We start from the raw sequence: 16208 nt of genomic DNA, 5'->3' as shown, positions 1-16208 counted from the left end.
GGAGAGCAGACGTAGCGTCGCCGCTGCGAAGTCCTCCGCCGTATCTGCCAGTAAGATATCCTTGCCGTCTGTCACCTCTATTCCTTCCGCACCAATTGTTGTCGAGACTGTCGGTAGCCCCATGGCAAGCGCGTTCAGGATCTTGACCCGCATCCCTGACCCGGAGCGCAGTGGGACAATAAATGCTCCACAGTCCGTTCCATAAGGACGAACATCAGGTACGGAACCTGTCACGGTTACGGCGGGAGACTCCGCAAGCGCGAGTACCTCCGCTGTTGGTCGTGCTCCCACCACTATAAGTTTTGCCTCAGACTCTCTCTCTCTGATCTTCGGCAGAATCTCCCGACAAAACCAGGATAGAGCGTCAATATTTGGTGGCCAGTACATGGTTCCGATCGAAACCAGTGTCTTGGAGCGAGGGGAGCGAGGGGAGGCGGAAAAATAATCGGTGTCTACCCCAATAGATAGTGTCCGTATTCTACCCAACTCTGAGCCGACTAAATCCTGTAAAACTTTCCTATCTTCGTCGGAGACTGCCAAAGTGAGATTGGCACGGCGGAGAGCGGCTTGCTCAAAGCGGCGCAGGCGCTTCCACTCTCCCGCTCCGTAGAGGCGGATCGCGGGATTCTTGGCGGTTTGGGCAATGCGCTTGGGTATGCGATATTCCACATTGTGCTGATCCAAAATCACACAAATTCCGGGCGTTTGTGTGGGGACAAATGCAGCCATCTGCAGATGATCGACATGAAGAGCCTGGTAGCTCCCCGTTGCCAGCTCGCGCTCTATAGCCTGTTGCATTTCGGGGGTATGGTCACGACTCACGATAAACGAGCGCCCCGTTAGCAGTGCACTACCCGCCGCCAGGAGATTGGTGAGCTTGGTGCGCCGCAGGGGAATCGTCTCAATGCCCAGAGCACAGTATGGCCGCAGTGGCTCGGCGTTTTGGGCTTCCTCTGGCTTTCTGATCAGCGCCAGGAGCTTGATGTCGTAGGCCAGCGAGAGCTGTCGTAGAGTATGATACGACTTAATCTGCCCACCGCCTTCTAGGGGCCAGGGAAGCAGGTGAGCGAGAAACAAAATACGTGGCTTACTCATGCGGCAATCTCCCGCCAGAGGGAAAGCGTCCCCTCCGCCATCGCCTTAAGAGAGTAGCGCTTTGCCTGGGCGATCCCCACATCGGAGCGCTCGGCCCACTCGCCTGCGTTGGTGAGCAGGCAGCGAACCGCAGCGGCTAGCTCGGCGGGTTTTTCCGGGTCAAAGTACAGGGGGGCGGCTCCGAGAATCTCCGGCATCGGGAGAGCATTCGAGGTTGCGACCGGGGTTCCTGCCTGCATTGCTTCCAACGGCGGGAGCCCAAAGCCCTCCAACCGTGAGGGAAACACAAAGACACTCGCGGCGGCGTAGGTGTCTGAGAGTGCTTGATTGTCTAAATTACGCAAAAGCTGGACGTTTTTTAGCCCGCGCCGTGCCACTTCTGCCTCGGCAGCCTCTGCCGTTCTCACCGAGGTGCAGACCAGCTTCAGGGTGGGGGCTAGATCGTCTAGGCTCGGCAAGGCATCGTAGAGCGCTTCGATATTTTTCCGAGCGTCGGGGGCGGCAATGGCCAGGATCGTACTCTGGTCACGAAAAATTTCGGGCTTGGGGAGGGGGAGCGAGACGGCATTATAGACCACATGAAAGTCGGAGAGAGGCAGGCTAAGGGTCTGAGCAAGCTCTTGAGCGGCCCCGTTTGAGATCGTCAATAGGCGGGTGGCCTGCCGGGCAGAGCGCACTGTCATCTGTGTCCAGTAGGCATTGAGCAGGCGCTGACGAAGCGGGCGAGAGACTTTGGTCTCCCAGGGGTAGCGCTTGAGCAAGAGCGCATCGTGGAGGGTGAGGCTCGTCTTGCTTTTTAGACCAAGCGGCAGGTAGTTCACCGTTCCATGGACGAGATCCGGCTGATCCTTCTTGACTTGCTGGGCAAACAAGTAAAAATCCGTTTTGAGCCGTGAGCTACTGAGAATGCGGGTCTCAAAGGGGAGACTAATATCCACAGGCCGATCCAAGTAGAGCAAGATCTCCACATCGGAGAGCGCAAGCTCAGCGAGCCCCTGCACCAAGGCGTTAACATATGAACGATACCCACCTGACTGCGGGTGGGAGAGAGGACGGGCATCAAGCACGACTCTCATGTTCCCTGCTGTCTTCGTAGCGGAGACAGAAAGAAACGCCCCGTAGCGACGGCGCTGGGAAGAAGCGCCCCAAGAATCCCCTTGGTCAGAAGGAAAAAGCGCAGGCTGGAGCGCCACATCCGCTGACGAGTGGCCTTCGGAACTGCCCGGCTAGAGCCACCCCCCAGATGTGTCACCGTGGAAGCAGGAACCAGAATCGTCGTGCCGCCCGTGACGCGTTTCAAGCGATGGCACCACTCGGTCTCTTCGCTATACATGAAGAATTTTTCGTCGAGGAGCCCGGCTTTTTGGGCCGCGCTGGCTCGTACACAGTAGACCGCGCCACCCACCCAGTCGCAGGCGAAGGGGATGAGCGTCTTTCGTCCCATCTCGTTACTCAGCTGGGCATCCGTGTAGGGGCACTGGCCACGGTTCAGCTCGCCTGTCAGCTCGCTGTTGACGTTCGGGAAGCGAGCCCAGCTTGGCTGAAGCGAGCCATCGGCATTGAGGAGAAGTGAACCTGCCACAGCTGCCTCAGGATGCACGTCCAGCGCGGCTACCAGTGCTTCGAGGGCACCCTCGGGCACGAGTGTGTCGGAGTTGAGGAGTAACCAGTAGCGCCCTGTGGCTTGCTTGAGCGCTAGGTTATTGGCCCTCGCAAAGCCGAGGTTCGCTCCCGTCCGGATCAATGTCACCTTGGGAAACTCAGCCTCAACCAACTCAGGGCTGCCGTCCGACGATGCATTGTCAGCGACAAAGACTTTGGCATCTAGGTTGCGAATGCTCTCCAAGCAGTCACGAAGGAGCGCCTTGGTGTTCCAGGAGACGATCACAATCGAAAGCTCTCTCACAAGCGTGGCTCCAGCGGGCGCGCCCAGCGTGGCTGAGGAAGCACACGCTCACTTTGCTTTTTCTTACCACTCACGTCGTCCCAGCTCAGTCCTTTAAGACGCACCAAGCCAATACTAAAGCCGACAAATAGCCAGAGATAGACCGTTCCCCCAAACGATGCCATGCCTCCGTTGTGGTAGCTCGGGAAGATATAGTCGCCCAGGAAGGTGGAGATAAACATCCCCCAAGCTCCTCCATATGTTGCCAGGAGCCAGGCCTTTTCCCACGTGCCGCTTGGGAGTGCTCTCCAGTAGCGGTAGAGAGTCACCAAGGTTGCGACTTGTAGCCAGAACAACGTCAAAATACCCGCCCAACCTAGCTCCGAGAGGGTCTGTGCATAGGTGCCATGCGCCGATGTGAACGTCGTCGAGTTCCAGACTGCGGGAGAGCCGTAGTAGAGGTTGAAGTTCTTGTAGTTTCCTAGGCCGATCCCCAGGGGGAATGCATCTGCATACTGAAAAGCGGCGCGGAGCATACGGCTACGGTCGTTCTCCAAGGCTCCGATTTCCTCGCCCCGTAGAGAAGCCAATCCCCAGTTCATGTGGCCACCGGCGTAGAAGTTCATCTTGTAGAACTTATCCCAAAAGTACTCAAACTTCAGCAGGATAATAAAGGCAATCAGCCCGACCCCCATCCAGAACCAGCGGCGCTTGGTATTGTAGACCACGATAGCCAGCGCAACTCCACCCGTGATCCAGCCAGAGACCCACTCTGCATTTTTGATAAATGCCCAGGCAAAGATAGTGAGTGCTACGAGCCCCATCCCGAGCTGTTGCCAGCGCTTACCTTTGCCTGCTAGTGCCAGGGCGGTCATCGCTGCCATCGCCAGCATCTGGGGAAAGGCACCATAGCCCTGACCTGGTGCAAAGATCGAAAGTCCGTGGGGACGGTCCATGGCACTGGCCCCACCCTGAAGTGAGAAAACAAATAAGAGGCAGCCTGCGAGTAAGAACATCATCGCCATGCGTTTTTTGCCCCAGCCGGTGAGTGTGTTTGCCACGAGCAAGAGCCCCCCCAGCGCAAGAAACCGCAGAATGACTTCGAGAATGTTGACGGGGAGCGGTGTTCGGGAGACAAGGCCCCGCTCAATGGCACTGTCTGTGAAGAGAACGCTATGGGCGGTTGACCAAAAACAGACGAAAAGATAGGCGGCAATGGGTGCTGTGAGAGGGGAGCGATAGAGTGGCCCCTCTTTTCGAAAGATGCGGCGCAGGAACCAGGCTGCCAGGAGGAGTAGGAGGCCCAGCTGGCTCAGGGCAAGACCCTGCTCTCCACCGCCGCCTTGGCCTTGGGCAATTCCGGGGGTTTTAAAGAGAAACCAGCAAAGCGCCACAAAGATCGTCATGCCAACTTCGAGATAGCTAGCAACAGTGACAATGCCCACGATCCCCAAGACAACAATCGCAAGCCAGACCAATCCCTTGACCCCCGCATCGGCTGCGAGGACACTACCAAACCCCAGGGCGGTTCCCAGAACTGCTGCGCTCCCCAGTAGCTTTAGCTTAAGCTCCGCCGCGTTACTGATGAGGTCCTTGGTAGGACTCTCGGAGCTGTCGCTCCAGATCGTCAGCTCATCGTTAAATTCGTTGCTTGCCTTGCTCATTTTGTCACGAGATCCAGTGCTCTCTCCAGTCGCTCCACAATCACATCCCAGTCAAAGCGCTCCTCAGCCAGCGTGCGCGCCTGCCCCGCAATCTTCTGACAGAGTGCTTCGTTTTGCAGCAGCAGAACTGTCTTATGGGCAAACGCATCGGGGGTGTCGGCCAGAAGCAGATGCTCGCCGTCACGGCTGCCTTCCAGCCCCGCTGCGCCAATCGTCGTTGCGACCACAGGAATCCCTGCTGCCCAAGCCTCCAGTATCTTCAGCCGTGTCCCGCCCCCCGAACGAAGCGGAGTCACACAGACCATTGCCTCAGCGAGAGTCGGTTTCAGATCCGGCACAAAGCCGGTCAGCTGCACCTGAGGGTGGTTGACCAGCTCGATGGGCGCTGACTCGGACCGCCCCGTGACGATTAAGTGGGCTTCGGGCACTTTCTCTGTAATCTTCGGCAGGATGGTCTTCACAAACCAGAGTACCGCGTCTTTATTAGGAGAATAGGAAAGTGCTCCGTTGTAGATAAGCCTTCCGGGAACCCCTTTCGGCTTGGTCTGAAGGCAGAAATCTGCCGTCGCGACACCGTTGGGAACGACCGCGACGGCCTTTCCCCCTCCGACAATGGCTTCTACCGCCAGTGCTTCCGCTTCCGAGACGGCGGTGAGGAGATCATAGCGTGCGAGCCGCTGTTGCCAGTAGCTCTTCCCTTTATGGTACGTCAGCCAGCGTGCCGCCCGTTCCCGACGGCTCATCGCACGCCGCCAGGTCTGCTCCATGCCCGAGAGCTCCACTTGATCCAAGATCACGGGGCAGGGCAGGGAATCGGGAAGATAGGCATCACTGCCAAGCTCCATGGCAAGAACGGCCTCAGGTTTTCGTGAAAGCTCCTGAGTGATTGCCTCGACAAATGCGGGGTTGGGTGTCTCCAAGATCGAGCGTGGGATTGCGGAGAAAAGTGCCTTGAGCGCACCTTGTTTGCCCGTCGCACCCAGTTTATGCCAGAGCCAAGGGACTATCGTTATAGGAACGTCCAGCGGAACCTCACGGCCCAAGGCGTCGTCTTGCTGGCCCACCACCAGGCGCACCTCGTGGTGCCGTGCCAGACGCTTGATGAGGTGCCAGGCACGAAGCCGGGACCCGTTATCTGGTGGATAGGGAAACCAGGGTGAGACAATCAGCAGACGCATTCCGCTCCTATTGTCGGTCACAAAGTGCCTATCCTGCAACAATTACCAGGAATTATTACCGGAAGTGGAAGTAGAGAACCGCGATGTCGTTGCCTAGCGAGATGAAGTAGTGCATCAAGAAACACGGCAGAAACGACTTGTAGCGGATCGCGATAGGAGCCAGCAAGAGGCCGCCGGCAAGCGACGACCAGAACTCCGCGGGGGGCTTGCCCAAATGTAGGATAAAGAACGGAATCACCTGCACAATAGCAGCGGCCCAAGTGGGCATGATCTTGCGTAGCCCAAAGAGCAAGTAGCCCCGGAAGAACCACTCCCAGGCCAGCATGTACATGCACATCACCAGCTCGTGCTGCACAAAGCGCCCGTAGTCTATCTGCCCCCCGGAAAGCTGACCCTTGGCCCAACCCACTCCAATCAGCACGCGGTCGTCCATGAGCACACGAGTGTAGTAGTCCTGGAACGCTCTCTGGCCGGAGAAGAGGGCAAGAACGGGAATGTAGGCCACCCCGACAATCAGCGAGAGGATCACCGCGCCCCGTGCATTGCCCGGCGTAAAGCCAAAGTCGCTCACCTCGCGACGCAAGACGATCAGAATCCAGGTGAACGGAACAGCGAGGAGCATGCAGATGTTAAAGAGATTGAACTCCATCACGCTCATGCCTGTGGGGGCGTGAAAGACTTTCCAACCGCCGTTTTTCCACAGGAGCAGGGTACTGATTGCAAACCCAATGGCAAGCGTGCTCCAGCCGACAAGCTCATCGCTCGCGCCTTTATGTCCACTCCCGCCACTACTTTCGCTGCTGGTTCGCTTCGCCAAGGATCTTCTCACCTTCTGTTCGTACTTTCTTTCGGGCCGCACTCACGCTCTGCCGGAGCCGGGCCACGTCCAAGGTGGGGAAGCGGCTGTGGTCGTAGACCGCCTGGCCGTCCACCAACGTTAAGCACACGTCGCTGGCCCTTGCGGAGTAGACTAGAGCCGCTTCGGGACTATCGTCTCCCGTGGGCGCATGGTGAATCCCATCGAGCCGCACCACACACAGATCCGCCCGCTTTCCGCGCTCTAAAGAGCCAATCTCCCGCTCCCGGTGCAGTGCCCGCGCCCCGCCAAGAGTTGCTAAGAACAAGGCTTCTTTCGCCGTAAGTGCCTGCGTGTCCTGCTCGCGTGCCCGTGCGCCGTAGACCGCAGCCCGCATCTCCTCGAAAAAGTCCACGGAGTTGCCCGAGACCATCGAGTCCGTACCCAGGCCAATGCCTAGGCCACGCGCTCGGAGTGCCCGTAGCGGAGCCAGCCCCGCCCCTAGCTTTCCGTTAGAACGTGGACAGTGCGCCACCGATGCTCCCGCGTTGGCAAGGAGCGTAATGTCGTCGTCGGTAGCATGCACACAGTGAACCGCCAGAGTGGAGGCGGCGAGCGCACCGGACTGCTTGGCGTAGGCAATCGGGGAGATGTTTTTTATCTCCCACGGAATACCACGACGGTCAAACATCTCTTTAAAGGGCCCGCCCCCGATCTGAAAAAGAGCCTCTTCGGCGGGGGACTCGGCGAGATGGATGGTCTGCAAGTACCCACTCTGATCCGCAAAGTCTGCCAGTGCTTCAAAAAGCTCCGCCCTTACGGTGTAGGGCGCATGTGGCGAGATTCCCAGCTGGACACGCCCCTCGGCCCCGCTCCGCACCAGCGTGCTGGTCATCTGTGCGAGCTGGCGCTTAAGAATATCGAGAGTCTGGGCCACGGGCGGCGAAGGCTCAATCCCAAAAACCTCCCGAAAGACCGTGCCACGCAGCCCCGAGCTCGCCAGAGCGCTTACCGTAGCCCCCGCATCGCAGGCATCGCCAATCGTCGTCACCCCTGCCGCCGCCATCTCTGCCGCCCCCAGGCTCGCCGACGTGATCCAGTCGTCGGCGGTCAGAAAAGCTTTTAGCGCGGTAAGAGAGCGAATCCACGGGAAAAACGGCATGTCTTCCAGCAGGCCACGCAGAACCGTGTACTCGATATGGGCATGGACATTGACAAAGCCGGGCAGGATTGCGGCAAGTCCCATGTCCAGTGCGCCCGCGTCTGGGCGAGCACGGCCCACATAGGTGAGCGTGCCGCCTTCAAACGCCACCTCACCGTCCTCGAAAAGGGGGCCTGAGATCGGCAAGACCCAGCGGGCCTTGAGGCGCACGGGGCCGTCAGCGTTGCGCAAGAGATCGGTGAGGTCAGGCATCTATTGACACGGGTTGCTACTCGGGGCGGCGAGCTGGATGCTCCAGGCCTTCTGGTAGTCGTCGTTGGTGAGGAACTTGACATGGCCATCAGCGAAGAGGGTGGTGTAGCGCAGGCCACTCCGATCCCAGCCGAGTGGGTCGAAGCGCAGGGGACTGGCGTGCCAGCTTCCATTGCCATCGAAAAGGATGTTGAGCTGGGCCATCCCGACTTCCTGGCCTGTGCTGGTTTGCGCGGAGACGGTATCCAGGTTCAGCCGACGAAAAGCTACCTCGGTGCGGAAGAGATACGACGCGCCGTAGCGCTCGTACATTGAGGGGCGGGCTTTCATGGGGCAGGGGCCACCACAGTTGAAGTTATTGTCTAAGACATCAAAGCCCGTGTCGCCCGCGCAGCGCCAGACCTGCCGGTTCTTGACATAGGGAGTCAGCGAGCCGGTCATCCAGTTGTTGGTAAAGAGCACAGGGGAGTCGTGGAGAAAGGGCATGGCATCAATAACGGCCTTGCACTGCGGATAGGCTGACCAGATCTGGGAGACATAGGCATCTGAGGCATCTTTGGCATACGGCGCGATCCCGTCGTAGTCCTGCGCGTACATCTGAATCGCCATCCCGATCTGGCGCAGGCTACTCTGGCAGCTTGTCTTTCGCGCCTGACCACGTGCCTGTGCAAAAACAGGGAAGAGAATAGCGGCCAGTATCGCGATAATGCCGATCACCACGAGAAGCTCAATTAGCGTGAAGCCACGACGCAGGTTCATAGTACCAGTGTACCCTAACCTGAATTTACACGCCTCTGGCACCGAAAATGCAAGTTATGAATTGCGAGGATTGCAACAATGCGTGATAAATGGGATACAGCGTTTGCGATATTAGTCGCCGTCGCACTGGGAATCTTCTTCGGACAGCCCCTTGGCCGCCCGACCCTAAAAGGCCGAACGGCTCAAGTTCAAGCGCGTCAGTGATCGTCGCGTAGGGTGGCACCGTTGCCCAGGATGAAGGCGAGCAGGTCGGCTTCTCGGGTTTCCAGTGCTTCCGGGGTGCGTGCCTCAACATTTAATCGCAACACGGGCTCGTTCTGGCTCATGCGGAGATTACAGCGCCAGTCTCCCTCGGCGAGCGAGACACCGTCAATCTGGCTCAGCTCGGCACTAGGGTGGCGAGCCTGAAGCGCCGCGATAATCCCCTTGGCATCGGGCGTAATGAAGTTCATCTCCTCGCTGGCCGGGTAGTCTTTTTTATAGGCATCAAGAAGCTGCGAGACCGTCCCGCCGCTCTTGATCTGCTCGGCGAAGAGTCCCATCACCGTCAGGAACGTGATAATCCCGTTGTCACAGTACCAGAAGTCGCGGTAGTAGAAGTGCCCGGAGTTCTCACCGCCGAAGATGGCGTTGGCCTGGCGCATCGTCGCTTTGATAAAGCCGTGGCCCGTGCGGCTTGTGACTGCCTTGCCCTGGCCAGCTTGTGCGACCGCCTCGGTGGCCCAGATCTGGCGCGGCTCGATCACCACAGCGGCTCCCGGCTCGCGCTTCAGAAAGTGCTCGATGAGAAGCGCGTTGATGTAGTAGCCCGCAAACGCGCGGCCTTTCTCGTCGTAGAAGAAGCAGCGATCCGCATCGGCGTCCCACGCCACGCCAAAGTCGGCGCTCTCCGTGACAATGCGCTCACAGACCTCAATGCGGTTCGACGGCAAGAGCGGGTCGGGGGTGCCCTTGGGAAAGCCGCCGTCCTCATTCCAGTTCAGGCGGATCATCTCCAGCGGCAGCTTGGCAATTGCCGCGTCCACGAACTTGCCGTTGGCTCCAAAGTTCACATTCCCAACGACTTTAAGGCTCGGGAGATCTGCCGGGACATACTGCTGGAGATACTCCGCGTACTGCGCCAGTAATGGTGTCTCCGTGATCGTCCCCGGTGTCGCGACTTTCTGGGGCGTGGCGGCATCGGCATCGGCGTAGATCTCTCCGAGCTTGCCCTCACGCACCAGCGGCTGGCCTTTCTTGCCAACAAACTTGAAGCCGTTCCACTCACGCGGGTTGTGGCTGGCCGTCAGCGCAAAGCCGCCGTCAATGTCAAGAGTCCCCGAGGCGAAGTAGAGCATCTCGGTGGAGATCACGCCCAGGTCAATCACCTCTACCCCAAGATCCACGAGGCCCTGCATCGCGGCCTTTTGCATGGTCGGCCCGCTGAGGCGCACATCACGCCCCACGGCGACCCGCTTGGCGTTCATTACACGAGCAAAAGCCTGGGCACAGATATAGGCAAACTCTTCGTTGATCACACTTGGGTAGATTCCCCGAATGTCGTAGGCACGGTAAAGCGATGGATCAAATGGCATTTTCTTTTACTTTCTATCGTCCCAGTGCGTAGCTTAGTCCAAGTCCACCGAACGTGCCATTTTTCTCGATAAAGGTACGCTTGCCGGTGCCCAGAAACGCCTTTAGGCTTAGTCCCTGGCTTAGCTCACGGTTGGCGACCACGGTAAAGCTATTGCCCAGATCCTGGTGCGACGAGTACTCCACGTAGAGATCTAGATCACTGGTCTGGTAGATCCAGGGGAAGTAGGCTCCAAGCGTGACGATTCCCGCTTTGTCGGGAGCGACCCCCACCTCGCCGTAGAGATCTAGCTGAGTTGACCCTTTACCCGAGGGAAGCGAGCCACTCACGGAGTAGCCGGTGCCGTTGTTGAGGCTGCCGACGCGCAGCGCTTGGACTCCCATCGTGCCGCCCCCGACTTGCTTGGTCGCCGAGGCGAGAAAGCCACTCTGTGCACCACGAACATCCGGATTGGAGTCGTAGAGCCAGGCAGCCTCGGCCTTCACGCCACTCTTATTGAGTGTTGCCCCGACCGCACTGTAGCGCTCTCCTAAAAGCTGGGATCGGTTGAACGAGAGAAGCGCGGGGCCGCTATAAAATCTGCGTCGCCCACTAAAGACCGTCAGGTTCGGGCTCACATCATGCTCGATAGAAGCAACCGAGAGGGCACTAAAGCCACCTGTGTTTGACCCGGTGAGCAAGTTCATACTATTGCCCTCAAACATGTAGCGGGACTTGCCCAAGGTTCCATGGAGCCGTCCACGTGCCCCAATCGCCTGAGGATCTGCTGTGAATCCGAAGGCATCACCGTCCACGTTAAAATCCGTCGCCTTCGCCCCCTTGCCCAGTGCCGCCGCCGCCACTGCACCGAGGAGCACTAGGTTGTTGGAGCTCTGCGCTCCATCGAAGAGCGGGAATTTGGAGTTGCTCGGCCCTTGCCACGCCGACGGGCGATAGACGGAGCGGTTCGCGGTCGTTCTGCGAGAGCGCAGATCCACGCCAAAACTTGCTCCCGAGGCATTGAGTGCATCGAAGAGACTCCCGACATTACCGATTCCCTTGTTGCGGAGGAAGTTTAGATCCGTGCCTGGGAGCGAGAAGGCTTGGCTGATATCATCGCCGCCAAACTTTTGCCGGTAGCCATTAAGGGTCAGCGTGCCATCCGAGGCGAGTGTCCTCTCGATGGCAGGAACTACAGAGGACTGTGCAATGGAAAGCAAACGCGCTTTGTCGGCAGGGTTCTTGACAATCTCACCGGGAGCGGGCGGCAGGTTCAGGGTTGCTTGAATCGCTTCCGTAAGAGCCGACGAGCGAATCGCCAAGCCTGCGCTACTTCCGGGAAGGGTTTGTAGACCCCGCTCCGTGTTGAGAATCTGCCACCACGCTATCCGTGGCCCGTTGTGGTCACTCGGCAGCTGATTGCCTGGGATTGAGGCGGCGGCATCTAAGGCGACTTGCGCTCCGGTCACTTTCAGTCCGGCAAACTCGCTGGCTTTGATCGTCACCGTACGCGTGTCACGCTTGAGCTGCACGTTGCCGTCGTAGCAGAGAACCGTTGTCTGATTGTCGGTGACGGTGACCTCAAAAACGGCCTGCGTTGCGGTCACAACTCCGGTGGGGGTATCTACCTGGACAGGCGCACTCCCGGCCCGCACCCAGATCGTCCCGCTGACTAAGTAGACGCCGGTGCCGGGTTTCTCCTGGCGGACAATCGCTTCGGTACGGTCTTTCAGGCGCACGAGAGAGCCATCTTTAAAGCTCACCTCGGCAAACGAGCGCTTGAGGGTGCGGATTAGCTGCTCGGAGAAGACACTCTCACCATGCGTCGCAGGCTCACGCTCCACACGCTCCCGAATCTGTGGTGTGGCCCTGGTTCGGGTAACCTCCACCTGACGAACAATGGCAAGGGTTCCCACGGTCGTGCCCTGAGCCCAAGCCGAAGCGGAGAGGGCGGTCAGAGCGAACATCGAGACAATCACAGAACGGGTCAAAACGAAACTCCTTCTCTAGGTAAAACTAACAGACGGAGCATTCGCCAGGGCAGTCATGAATTCCTTCTTACGCCTGCCGCAAAGGTCGCACGGACATATTCGAGATACCCTGCATCGTCTGTCATGGCTTTTCCCGGTGAGTCGGAGAGCTTAACAACGGGCTGGTTATTGAGGCGCACGAGTTTGAGAACGATTTGCAGTGCTTTTTCTCCTAGATCGTTGGTTAAGTCGGTACCGATTCCAAAGATCGTCCGAATGCGGGTGTCAAAGCGCTCGGCGAGCGCAATGGCCTTTGGGATACTCAGACCATCGGAGAAGACGGCAGTTTTATGGCGGGGGTCTACGCCAAGGCTCTCGTAGTGCGCCAGCAGCTTCTCCCCCCAGACAGCCGGATCGCCTGAGTCGTGGCGGCAACCATCATAGGCCTTGGCAAAGAGCCGATCAAAGTCGTTTAGAAATGCGTCGAAGCCAAAGACATCCGAGAGCGCAATTCCTAAGTCTCCGCGATAGAACTGCATCCACTCTTCGAGCATAAATCTCTGAGAATTGAGCAGGGGCGCGAGTGCTTGTCCCGCTTGCAGAAACTCATGGGCCATGGTTCCGAAGGGCTTGAGGCCAAACTTGTGGGCAAGATGAACATTGCTGGTTCCAATCAGGTGCGGTGCAAGCTGTTCCACCACACGCTCTTGCCACGCCTGACTATAGCGCCGCCGTGTCCCAAACTCCATGACTCGGACGGGAACCGACGCGCTTGAGAGTTGCTGTATTTTTCCTTCCAAGCGTCGCAGTCCCTCGGTTTCGCGCTCGGTGGTTAAGGGAAAGTGGTGACGAGACCAGATTTCATTGATTGTGGCGAGAACGGGAACCTCAAAGAGAATGCTTGCCAGCCAAGGGCCACGAATCCGCAGCTCAAAGCCATCTTTCGTGTAAATCTCGATGAGACTAGGGTCGAGGCGAAAGCTCTCCAGGAAATCGACAAACTCCGGGCGGATATAGCGAATCGAGCGCAGAAACACTGCCTCGTCCGGCTGGAGACGCAGCCCGGCGAGCTTGTCCAGCTCCGCCCGAATCTTGGTAGCAAAGGGAGTCAAGTCGGTGTCTGTGCTACGGCACTGGAACTTGTACTCTGCCTGTGCCTGCGGGTAGCGCCCCCAGACCACCTGCATCATGGTGAACTTATAGAGATCGGTATCGAGAAGTGAGGCAATCATACTATTTCTTTTTTTTCTTTCGTGGTCGTGAGTCGTGCACCGGCGGCTTGAAGCTCAGCGAGAAACGCATCCTGGAAGTGCGTAAAGCCCGGTACCGGCGAGAAGGCATCCGTAAGGAGCGTCAGTTTTTGAGCGGGAATGCCGTTGGTAACCAGGTCGCGAACCGTGTTGGCGACACAGTGACTTCCCGCCTCCCCACAAACAACAACCTCGTTGGCCTGTGCGAGCGTGGCCAGGAGAACTTGGTTGGGCAGAGTTGCCGGATCATTCGGATCGGGGACATCGGCGGCGACTGCACTGTAGTGCTCGGTAAAAGGGTTCTCACCTTTACGGACATAGTTCACACTCTTGCCCGTGCGCCTCTCCCAATCACAGAGTACGGAAAAGAGCCTGGCTGCGACCGCATGGCCCGCACTGCCGATCAGGCAGTGCGGTGGCCAGATACAGAGAGGGTAGCGCCCATTGCATGCCAGGGCTTCTACATAGGCCTCACTACGTGCTTGGTGCGCTGGGTCGGTTGCATGCCACTGGTTCAAGTCCTCGATTATCGTAAACGGGGCGGGATGAGTTCCGCCCAAGTCTTTCCACCAGAGCGGGTGGGCGATATCGAGGAGGTGGTGCGTATCGAGGGTCACGTGTACGGCATCGAAATCGCAGGGCAGGCTCAGAAGCGTGGCAGTGCGAGCCATATCGGCCTCAGCACCAGGGACATAGAGTGCGCCGGATGTCGGATTGCAGAAGTCTTCCTGCGGGTCAATAATAAGAAGCTGTCGTTTCATAGTTAATTAGTGTTATTAAAACACAAAAAGTTTCACATTTTTTCGATAGTCTACCGGATATACTATCGGAGTCTATGCAAGCACGACGTGACCCCCGAACTCGATTTTATGTAAAGCCAACTCGAATCGTCGCGAAAGAGGAAGCCCGGCTGACCCAAGCGCTCTTAGAAGACAACGACGAAGTCTGTCTACTACCACCCGGTAGCTGGGTGATTTTAGATTTTGGGCGTGAGCTTCACGGGGGCGTTCGCCTCGATATTCCGATCACGCAGCCGAAGGGGAGCCCACTGGTGCGTGTGCGCTTTGGCGAGTCGGTTAGCGAGACAATGGGACTGCCCGATCAAGACCATGCCATCCACGACTATCGTCTACCGGTGGCCTGGATGGGGCGGACGGAGATAGGAGAGACAGGCTTCCGGTTTGTGCGCCTAGACAATGTAGACCCCGGAATCACCCTGTCCCTACGCTCGGTCGAAGCGGTTCACCTGATCCGCGATGAGCCGTGGCAGGGCTCGTTTGAGTGCTCCGATGAGCGGCTGAATACGATCTGGGAGACGGGGGCTTATACGGTCCATCTCTGCATGCAAGACCATGTCTGGGATGGCATTAAGCGGGACCGTCTTGTCTGGATAGGGGACTTGCACCCGGAGGCGATGGTAGTCGCGACGGTTTTTGGCAACCATGAGATCGTCCCTGCGAGCCTAGACTATGTCCGCGACCAGACGCCACTGCCTCAGTGGATGAATGGAATCTCGTCGTACTCACTCTGGTGGCTCCTAATTCAGGCCGACTGGTACGCACGCTTTGGCGATCAGCTCTACTTGGAGCAGCAGCGACGCTATCTCATGGGCTTGCTGGAGCGGGTTCTGGTACAGGTGCGCCCAGACGGCTCTGAGTTTTTAGGCGGGCACCGCTTTTTAGAGTGGCCCACGTCGGAAGACCCCGATGCGATCGCGGCAGGCTTGCAGGCGCTCGTCGTGCTCACCCTCCAGCGCGGTGCATGGCTCTGCACCGTTCTCGGCGAAGATGGACTTGCTAGGCGGTGCAAAGAGCGGGCTGAGAAGGCAAGTAGAGTGGAGCGGATGACCTCTAGTAAACAAGCACAGGCTCTCGTTGTCTTGGCTGGGATACGAGATGCCCAATCCGCCAACCGGAACGTGCTCGCTGTAGATCCCTACCGAGGACTTTCGACCTTCTACGGCTACTATGTCCTGGAAGCGCGGGCGCAGGCGGGGGACATTACAGGGTGCTTGAACCTGATACGAAACTACTGGGGAGGAATGCTCGATCTGGGAGCGACGACGTTCTGGGAAGGTTTTGAGCTCGACTGGAAAGAGAATGCCACCCGAATTGACGAGATCCCCGTCAAAGGCAAGCACGACATTCATGCAGAGTACGGTAACTGGTGCTACAAAGGGCTACGTCACTCCCTCTGCCACGGCTGGGCTGCTGGCCCCACCGCTTGGCTCACCCAGTGGGTTCTAGGAATCACACCCGCCGAGCCAGGCATGGCTAAGATCCACTGCAAGCCCCGTCTTGGCGATCTTACCTGGGCACGGGGAACGGTTCCGACGCCCTACGGACTACTCACCGTAGAGCACCAAAAACAAGCCGACGGAACAATCGAGACAACACTCACTCTGCCCGATGGTGTGGCCGCGATATAATCGAAAACCTATGCGTCGCGCCGTTCTCCGTATCTTGATCTATGCAGTGCCACTACTTCTGTGGCTTGGCATTGCGGCACTCTTGGCAACGGAGCTAGGGAGCTACCAACAATCCTGGGTGATCCTCCATAAGCTCTTTGATAAAATTGAACCTGGTTTTTTCAATCCAGATCCACAAATTGTTTCCATGTACCAGATCACTCAAATGGTTCGGAAA

General features: G+C 58.1%; 15 protein-coding genes. 3 read left to right on the top strand and 12 right to left on the bottom strand.

The features are described 5' to 3' along the window. From RMO15_RS22335 to RMO15_RS22300, 8 genes are all read right to left on the bottom strand, one after another. Window positions 1–1095, bottom strand: a 1095-nt coding sequence (locus RMO15_RS22335; protein WP_309717445.1) for a glycosyltransferase, incomplete at its 3' end; no start/stop codon positions are given. Further along, the gene (locus RMO15_RS22330; protein ID WP_309717442.1) at window positions 1092–2171 is read right to left on the bottom strand and encodes a glycosyltransferase family 1 protein; all 1080 of its coding nucleotides are present in this window, start codon (window positions 2169–2171) and stop codon (window positions 1092–1094) included. The genes RMO15_RS22330 and RMO15_RS22335, both read right to left, overlap by 4 nt. Then, the gene (locus RMO15_RS22325) at window positions 2168–3001 is read right to left on the bottom strand and encodes a glycosyltransferase family 2 protein (protein WP_309717440.1); all 834 of its coding nucleotides are present in this window, start codon (window positions 2999–3001) and stop codon (window positions 2168–2170) included. Before RMO15_RS22325 ends, RMO15_RS22330 begins: the two co-directional genes overlap by 4 nt. Next, the gene (locus RMO15_RS22320) at window positions 2998–4644 is read right to left on the bottom strand and encodes an O-antigen ligase family protein (RefSeq protein WP_309717437.1); all 1647 of its coding nucleotides are present in this window, start codon (window positions 4642–4644) and stop codon (window positions 2998–3000) included. The genes RMO15_RS22325 and RMO15_RS22320 overlap by 4 nt, the downstream gene beginning before the upstream one ends. Beyond that, a complete protein-coding gene (locus RMO15_RS22315; RefSeq protein WP_309717434.1) occupies window positions 4641–5843 on the bottom strand; it encodes a glycosyltransferase family 4 protein in 1203 nt (400 codons plus the stop codon). Before RMO15_RS22315 ends, RMO15_RS22320 begins: the two co-directional genes overlap by 4 nt. A 34-nt stretch (window positions 5844–5877) precedes the next feature. Then, window positions 5878–6639, bottom strand: a complete 762-nt coding sequence (locus tag RMO15_RS22310) for a CPBP family intramembrane glutamic endopeptidase (RefSeq protein WP_309717431.1) — start codon at window positions 6637–6639, stop codon at window positions 5878–5880. Then, window positions 6611–8032, bottom strand: coding sequence for an amidohydrolase family protein (locus tag RMO15_RS22305; RefSeq protein WP_309717428.1), 1422 nt, complete (start codon window positions 8030–8032; stop codon window positions 6611–6613). The genes RMO15_RS22310 and RMO15_RS22305 overlap by 29 nt, the downstream gene beginning before the upstream one ends. Next, complete coding sequence (locus RMO15_RS22300) at window positions 8033–8791, bottom strand: DUF1559 domain-containing protein (protein WP_309717426.1); 759 nt, start codon at window positions 8789–8791, stop codon at window positions 8033–8035. A 78-nt stretch (window positions 8792–8869) separates the two neighbouring features. On the opposite strand from RMO15_RS22300, the gene RMO15_RS22295 reads away from it, so the two are divergent. Then, the gene (locus RMO15_RS22295; RefSeq protein WP_309717424.1) at window positions 8870–8995 is read left to right on the top strand and encodes a hypothetical protein; all 126 of its coding nucleotides are present in this window, start codon (window positions 8870–8872) and stop codon (window positions 8993–8995) included. On the opposite strand, the gene RMO15_RS22290 is transcribed toward RMO15_RS22295, so the two are convergent. Genes RMO15_RS22290 through RMO15_RS22275 form a run of 4 tightly spaced genes read right to left on the bottom strand, consistent with a single transcriptional unit; the run spans window position 8989 to window position 14324 of the window. After that, a complete protein-coding gene (locus tag RMO15_RS22290; RefSeq protein ID WP_309717422.1) occupies window positions 8989–10365 on the bottom strand; it encodes a phosphomannomutase/phosphoglucomutase in 1377 nt (458 codons plus the stop codon). The two genes, RMO15_RS22295 and RMO15_RS22290, sit on opposite strands and share 7 nt — an antisense overlap. A 13-nt stretch (window positions 10366–10378) precedes the next feature. After that, window positions 10379–12334, bottom strand: coding sequence for a FecR family protein (locus RMO15_RS22285; protein ID WP_309717418.1), 1956 nt, complete (start codon window positions 12332–12334; stop codon window positions 10379–10381). Between the two features lie 53 nt (window positions 12335–12387). Beyond that, window positions 12388–13545: a nicotinate phosphoribosyltransferase gene (gene pncB / locus RMO15_RS22280; protein WP_309717415.1), complete on the bottom strand. Its 1158-nt coding sequence runs from the start codon at window positions 13543–13545 to the stop codon at window positions 12388–12390. After that, the gene (locus RMO15_RS22275; RefSeq protein WP_309717412.1) at window positions 13542–14324 is read right to left on the bottom strand and encodes a hypothetical protein; all 783 of its coding nucleotides are present in this window, start codon (window positions 14322–14324) and stop codon (window positions 13542–13544) included. Before RMO15_RS22275 ends, pncB begins: the two co-directional genes overlap by 4 nt. Window positions 14325–14398: 74 nt before the next feature. Between RMO15_RS22275 and RMO15_RS22270 the strand changes: the two genes are divergently transcribed. Continuing rightward, entirely contained in the window at window positions 14399–15991 is a 1593-nt protein-coding gene (locus RMO15_RS22270; RefSeq protein ID WP_309717409.1) for an alpha-L-rhamnosidase C-terminal domain-containing protein, read from the top strand. Between the two features lie 10 nt (window positions 15992–16001). Then, window positions 16002–16208 (top strand): hypothetical protein (locus RMO15_RS22265; protein ID WP_309717406.1); only part of this gene is annotated, 207 nt, incomplete at its 3' end.

This window comes from Armatimonas sp. (genome assembly GCF_031410135.1).
Classification (GTDB): Bacteria; Armatimonadota; Armatimonadia; order Armatimonadales; family Armatimonadaceae; genus Armatimonas.
The sequence above is the reverse complement of the archived record's forward strand: the minus strand, read 5'-3'. Positions and strand labels throughout refer to the sequence as shown.

Bases quoted from the DNA above. Each gene is read 5' to 3' on its own strand.
- RMO15_RS22305 (WP_309717428.1), bottom strand. From the start codon at position 8,032: ATGCCTGACCTCACCGATCTCTTGCGCAACGCTGACGGCCCCGTGCGC.
- RMO15_RS22275 (WP_309717412.1), bottom strand. From the start codon at position 14,324: ATGAAACGACAGCTTCTTATTATTGACCCGCAGGAAGACTTCTGCAAT.
- RMO15_RS22330 (WP_309717442.1), bottom strand. From the start codon at position 2,171: ATGAGAGTCGTGCTTGATGCCCGTCCTCTCTCCCACCCGCAGTCAGGT.
- RMO15_RS22290 (WP_309717422.1), bottom strand. From the start codon at position 10,365: ATGCCATTTGATCCATCGCTTTACCGTGCCTACGACATTCGGGGAATC.
- RMO15_RS22300 (WP_309717426.1), bottom strand. From the start codon at position 8,791: ATGAACCTGCGTCGTGGCTTCACGCTAATTGAGCTTCTCGTGGTGATC.
- RMO15_RS22270 (WP_309717409.1), top strand. From the start codon at position 14,399: ATGCAAGCACGACGTGACCCCCGAACTCGATTTTATGTAAAGCCAACT.
- RMO15_RS22320 (WP_309717437.1), bottom strand. From the start codon at position 4,644: ATGAGCAAGGCAAGCAACGAATTTAACGATGAGCTGACGATCTGGAGC.
- RMO15_RS22295 (WP_309717424.1), top strand. From the start codon at position 8,870: ATGCGTGATAAATGGGATACAGCGTTTGCGATATTAGTCGCCGTCGCA.
- pncB (WP_309717415.1), bottom strand. From the start codon at position 13,545: ATGATTGCCTCACTTCTCGATACCGATCTCTATAAGTTCACCATGATG.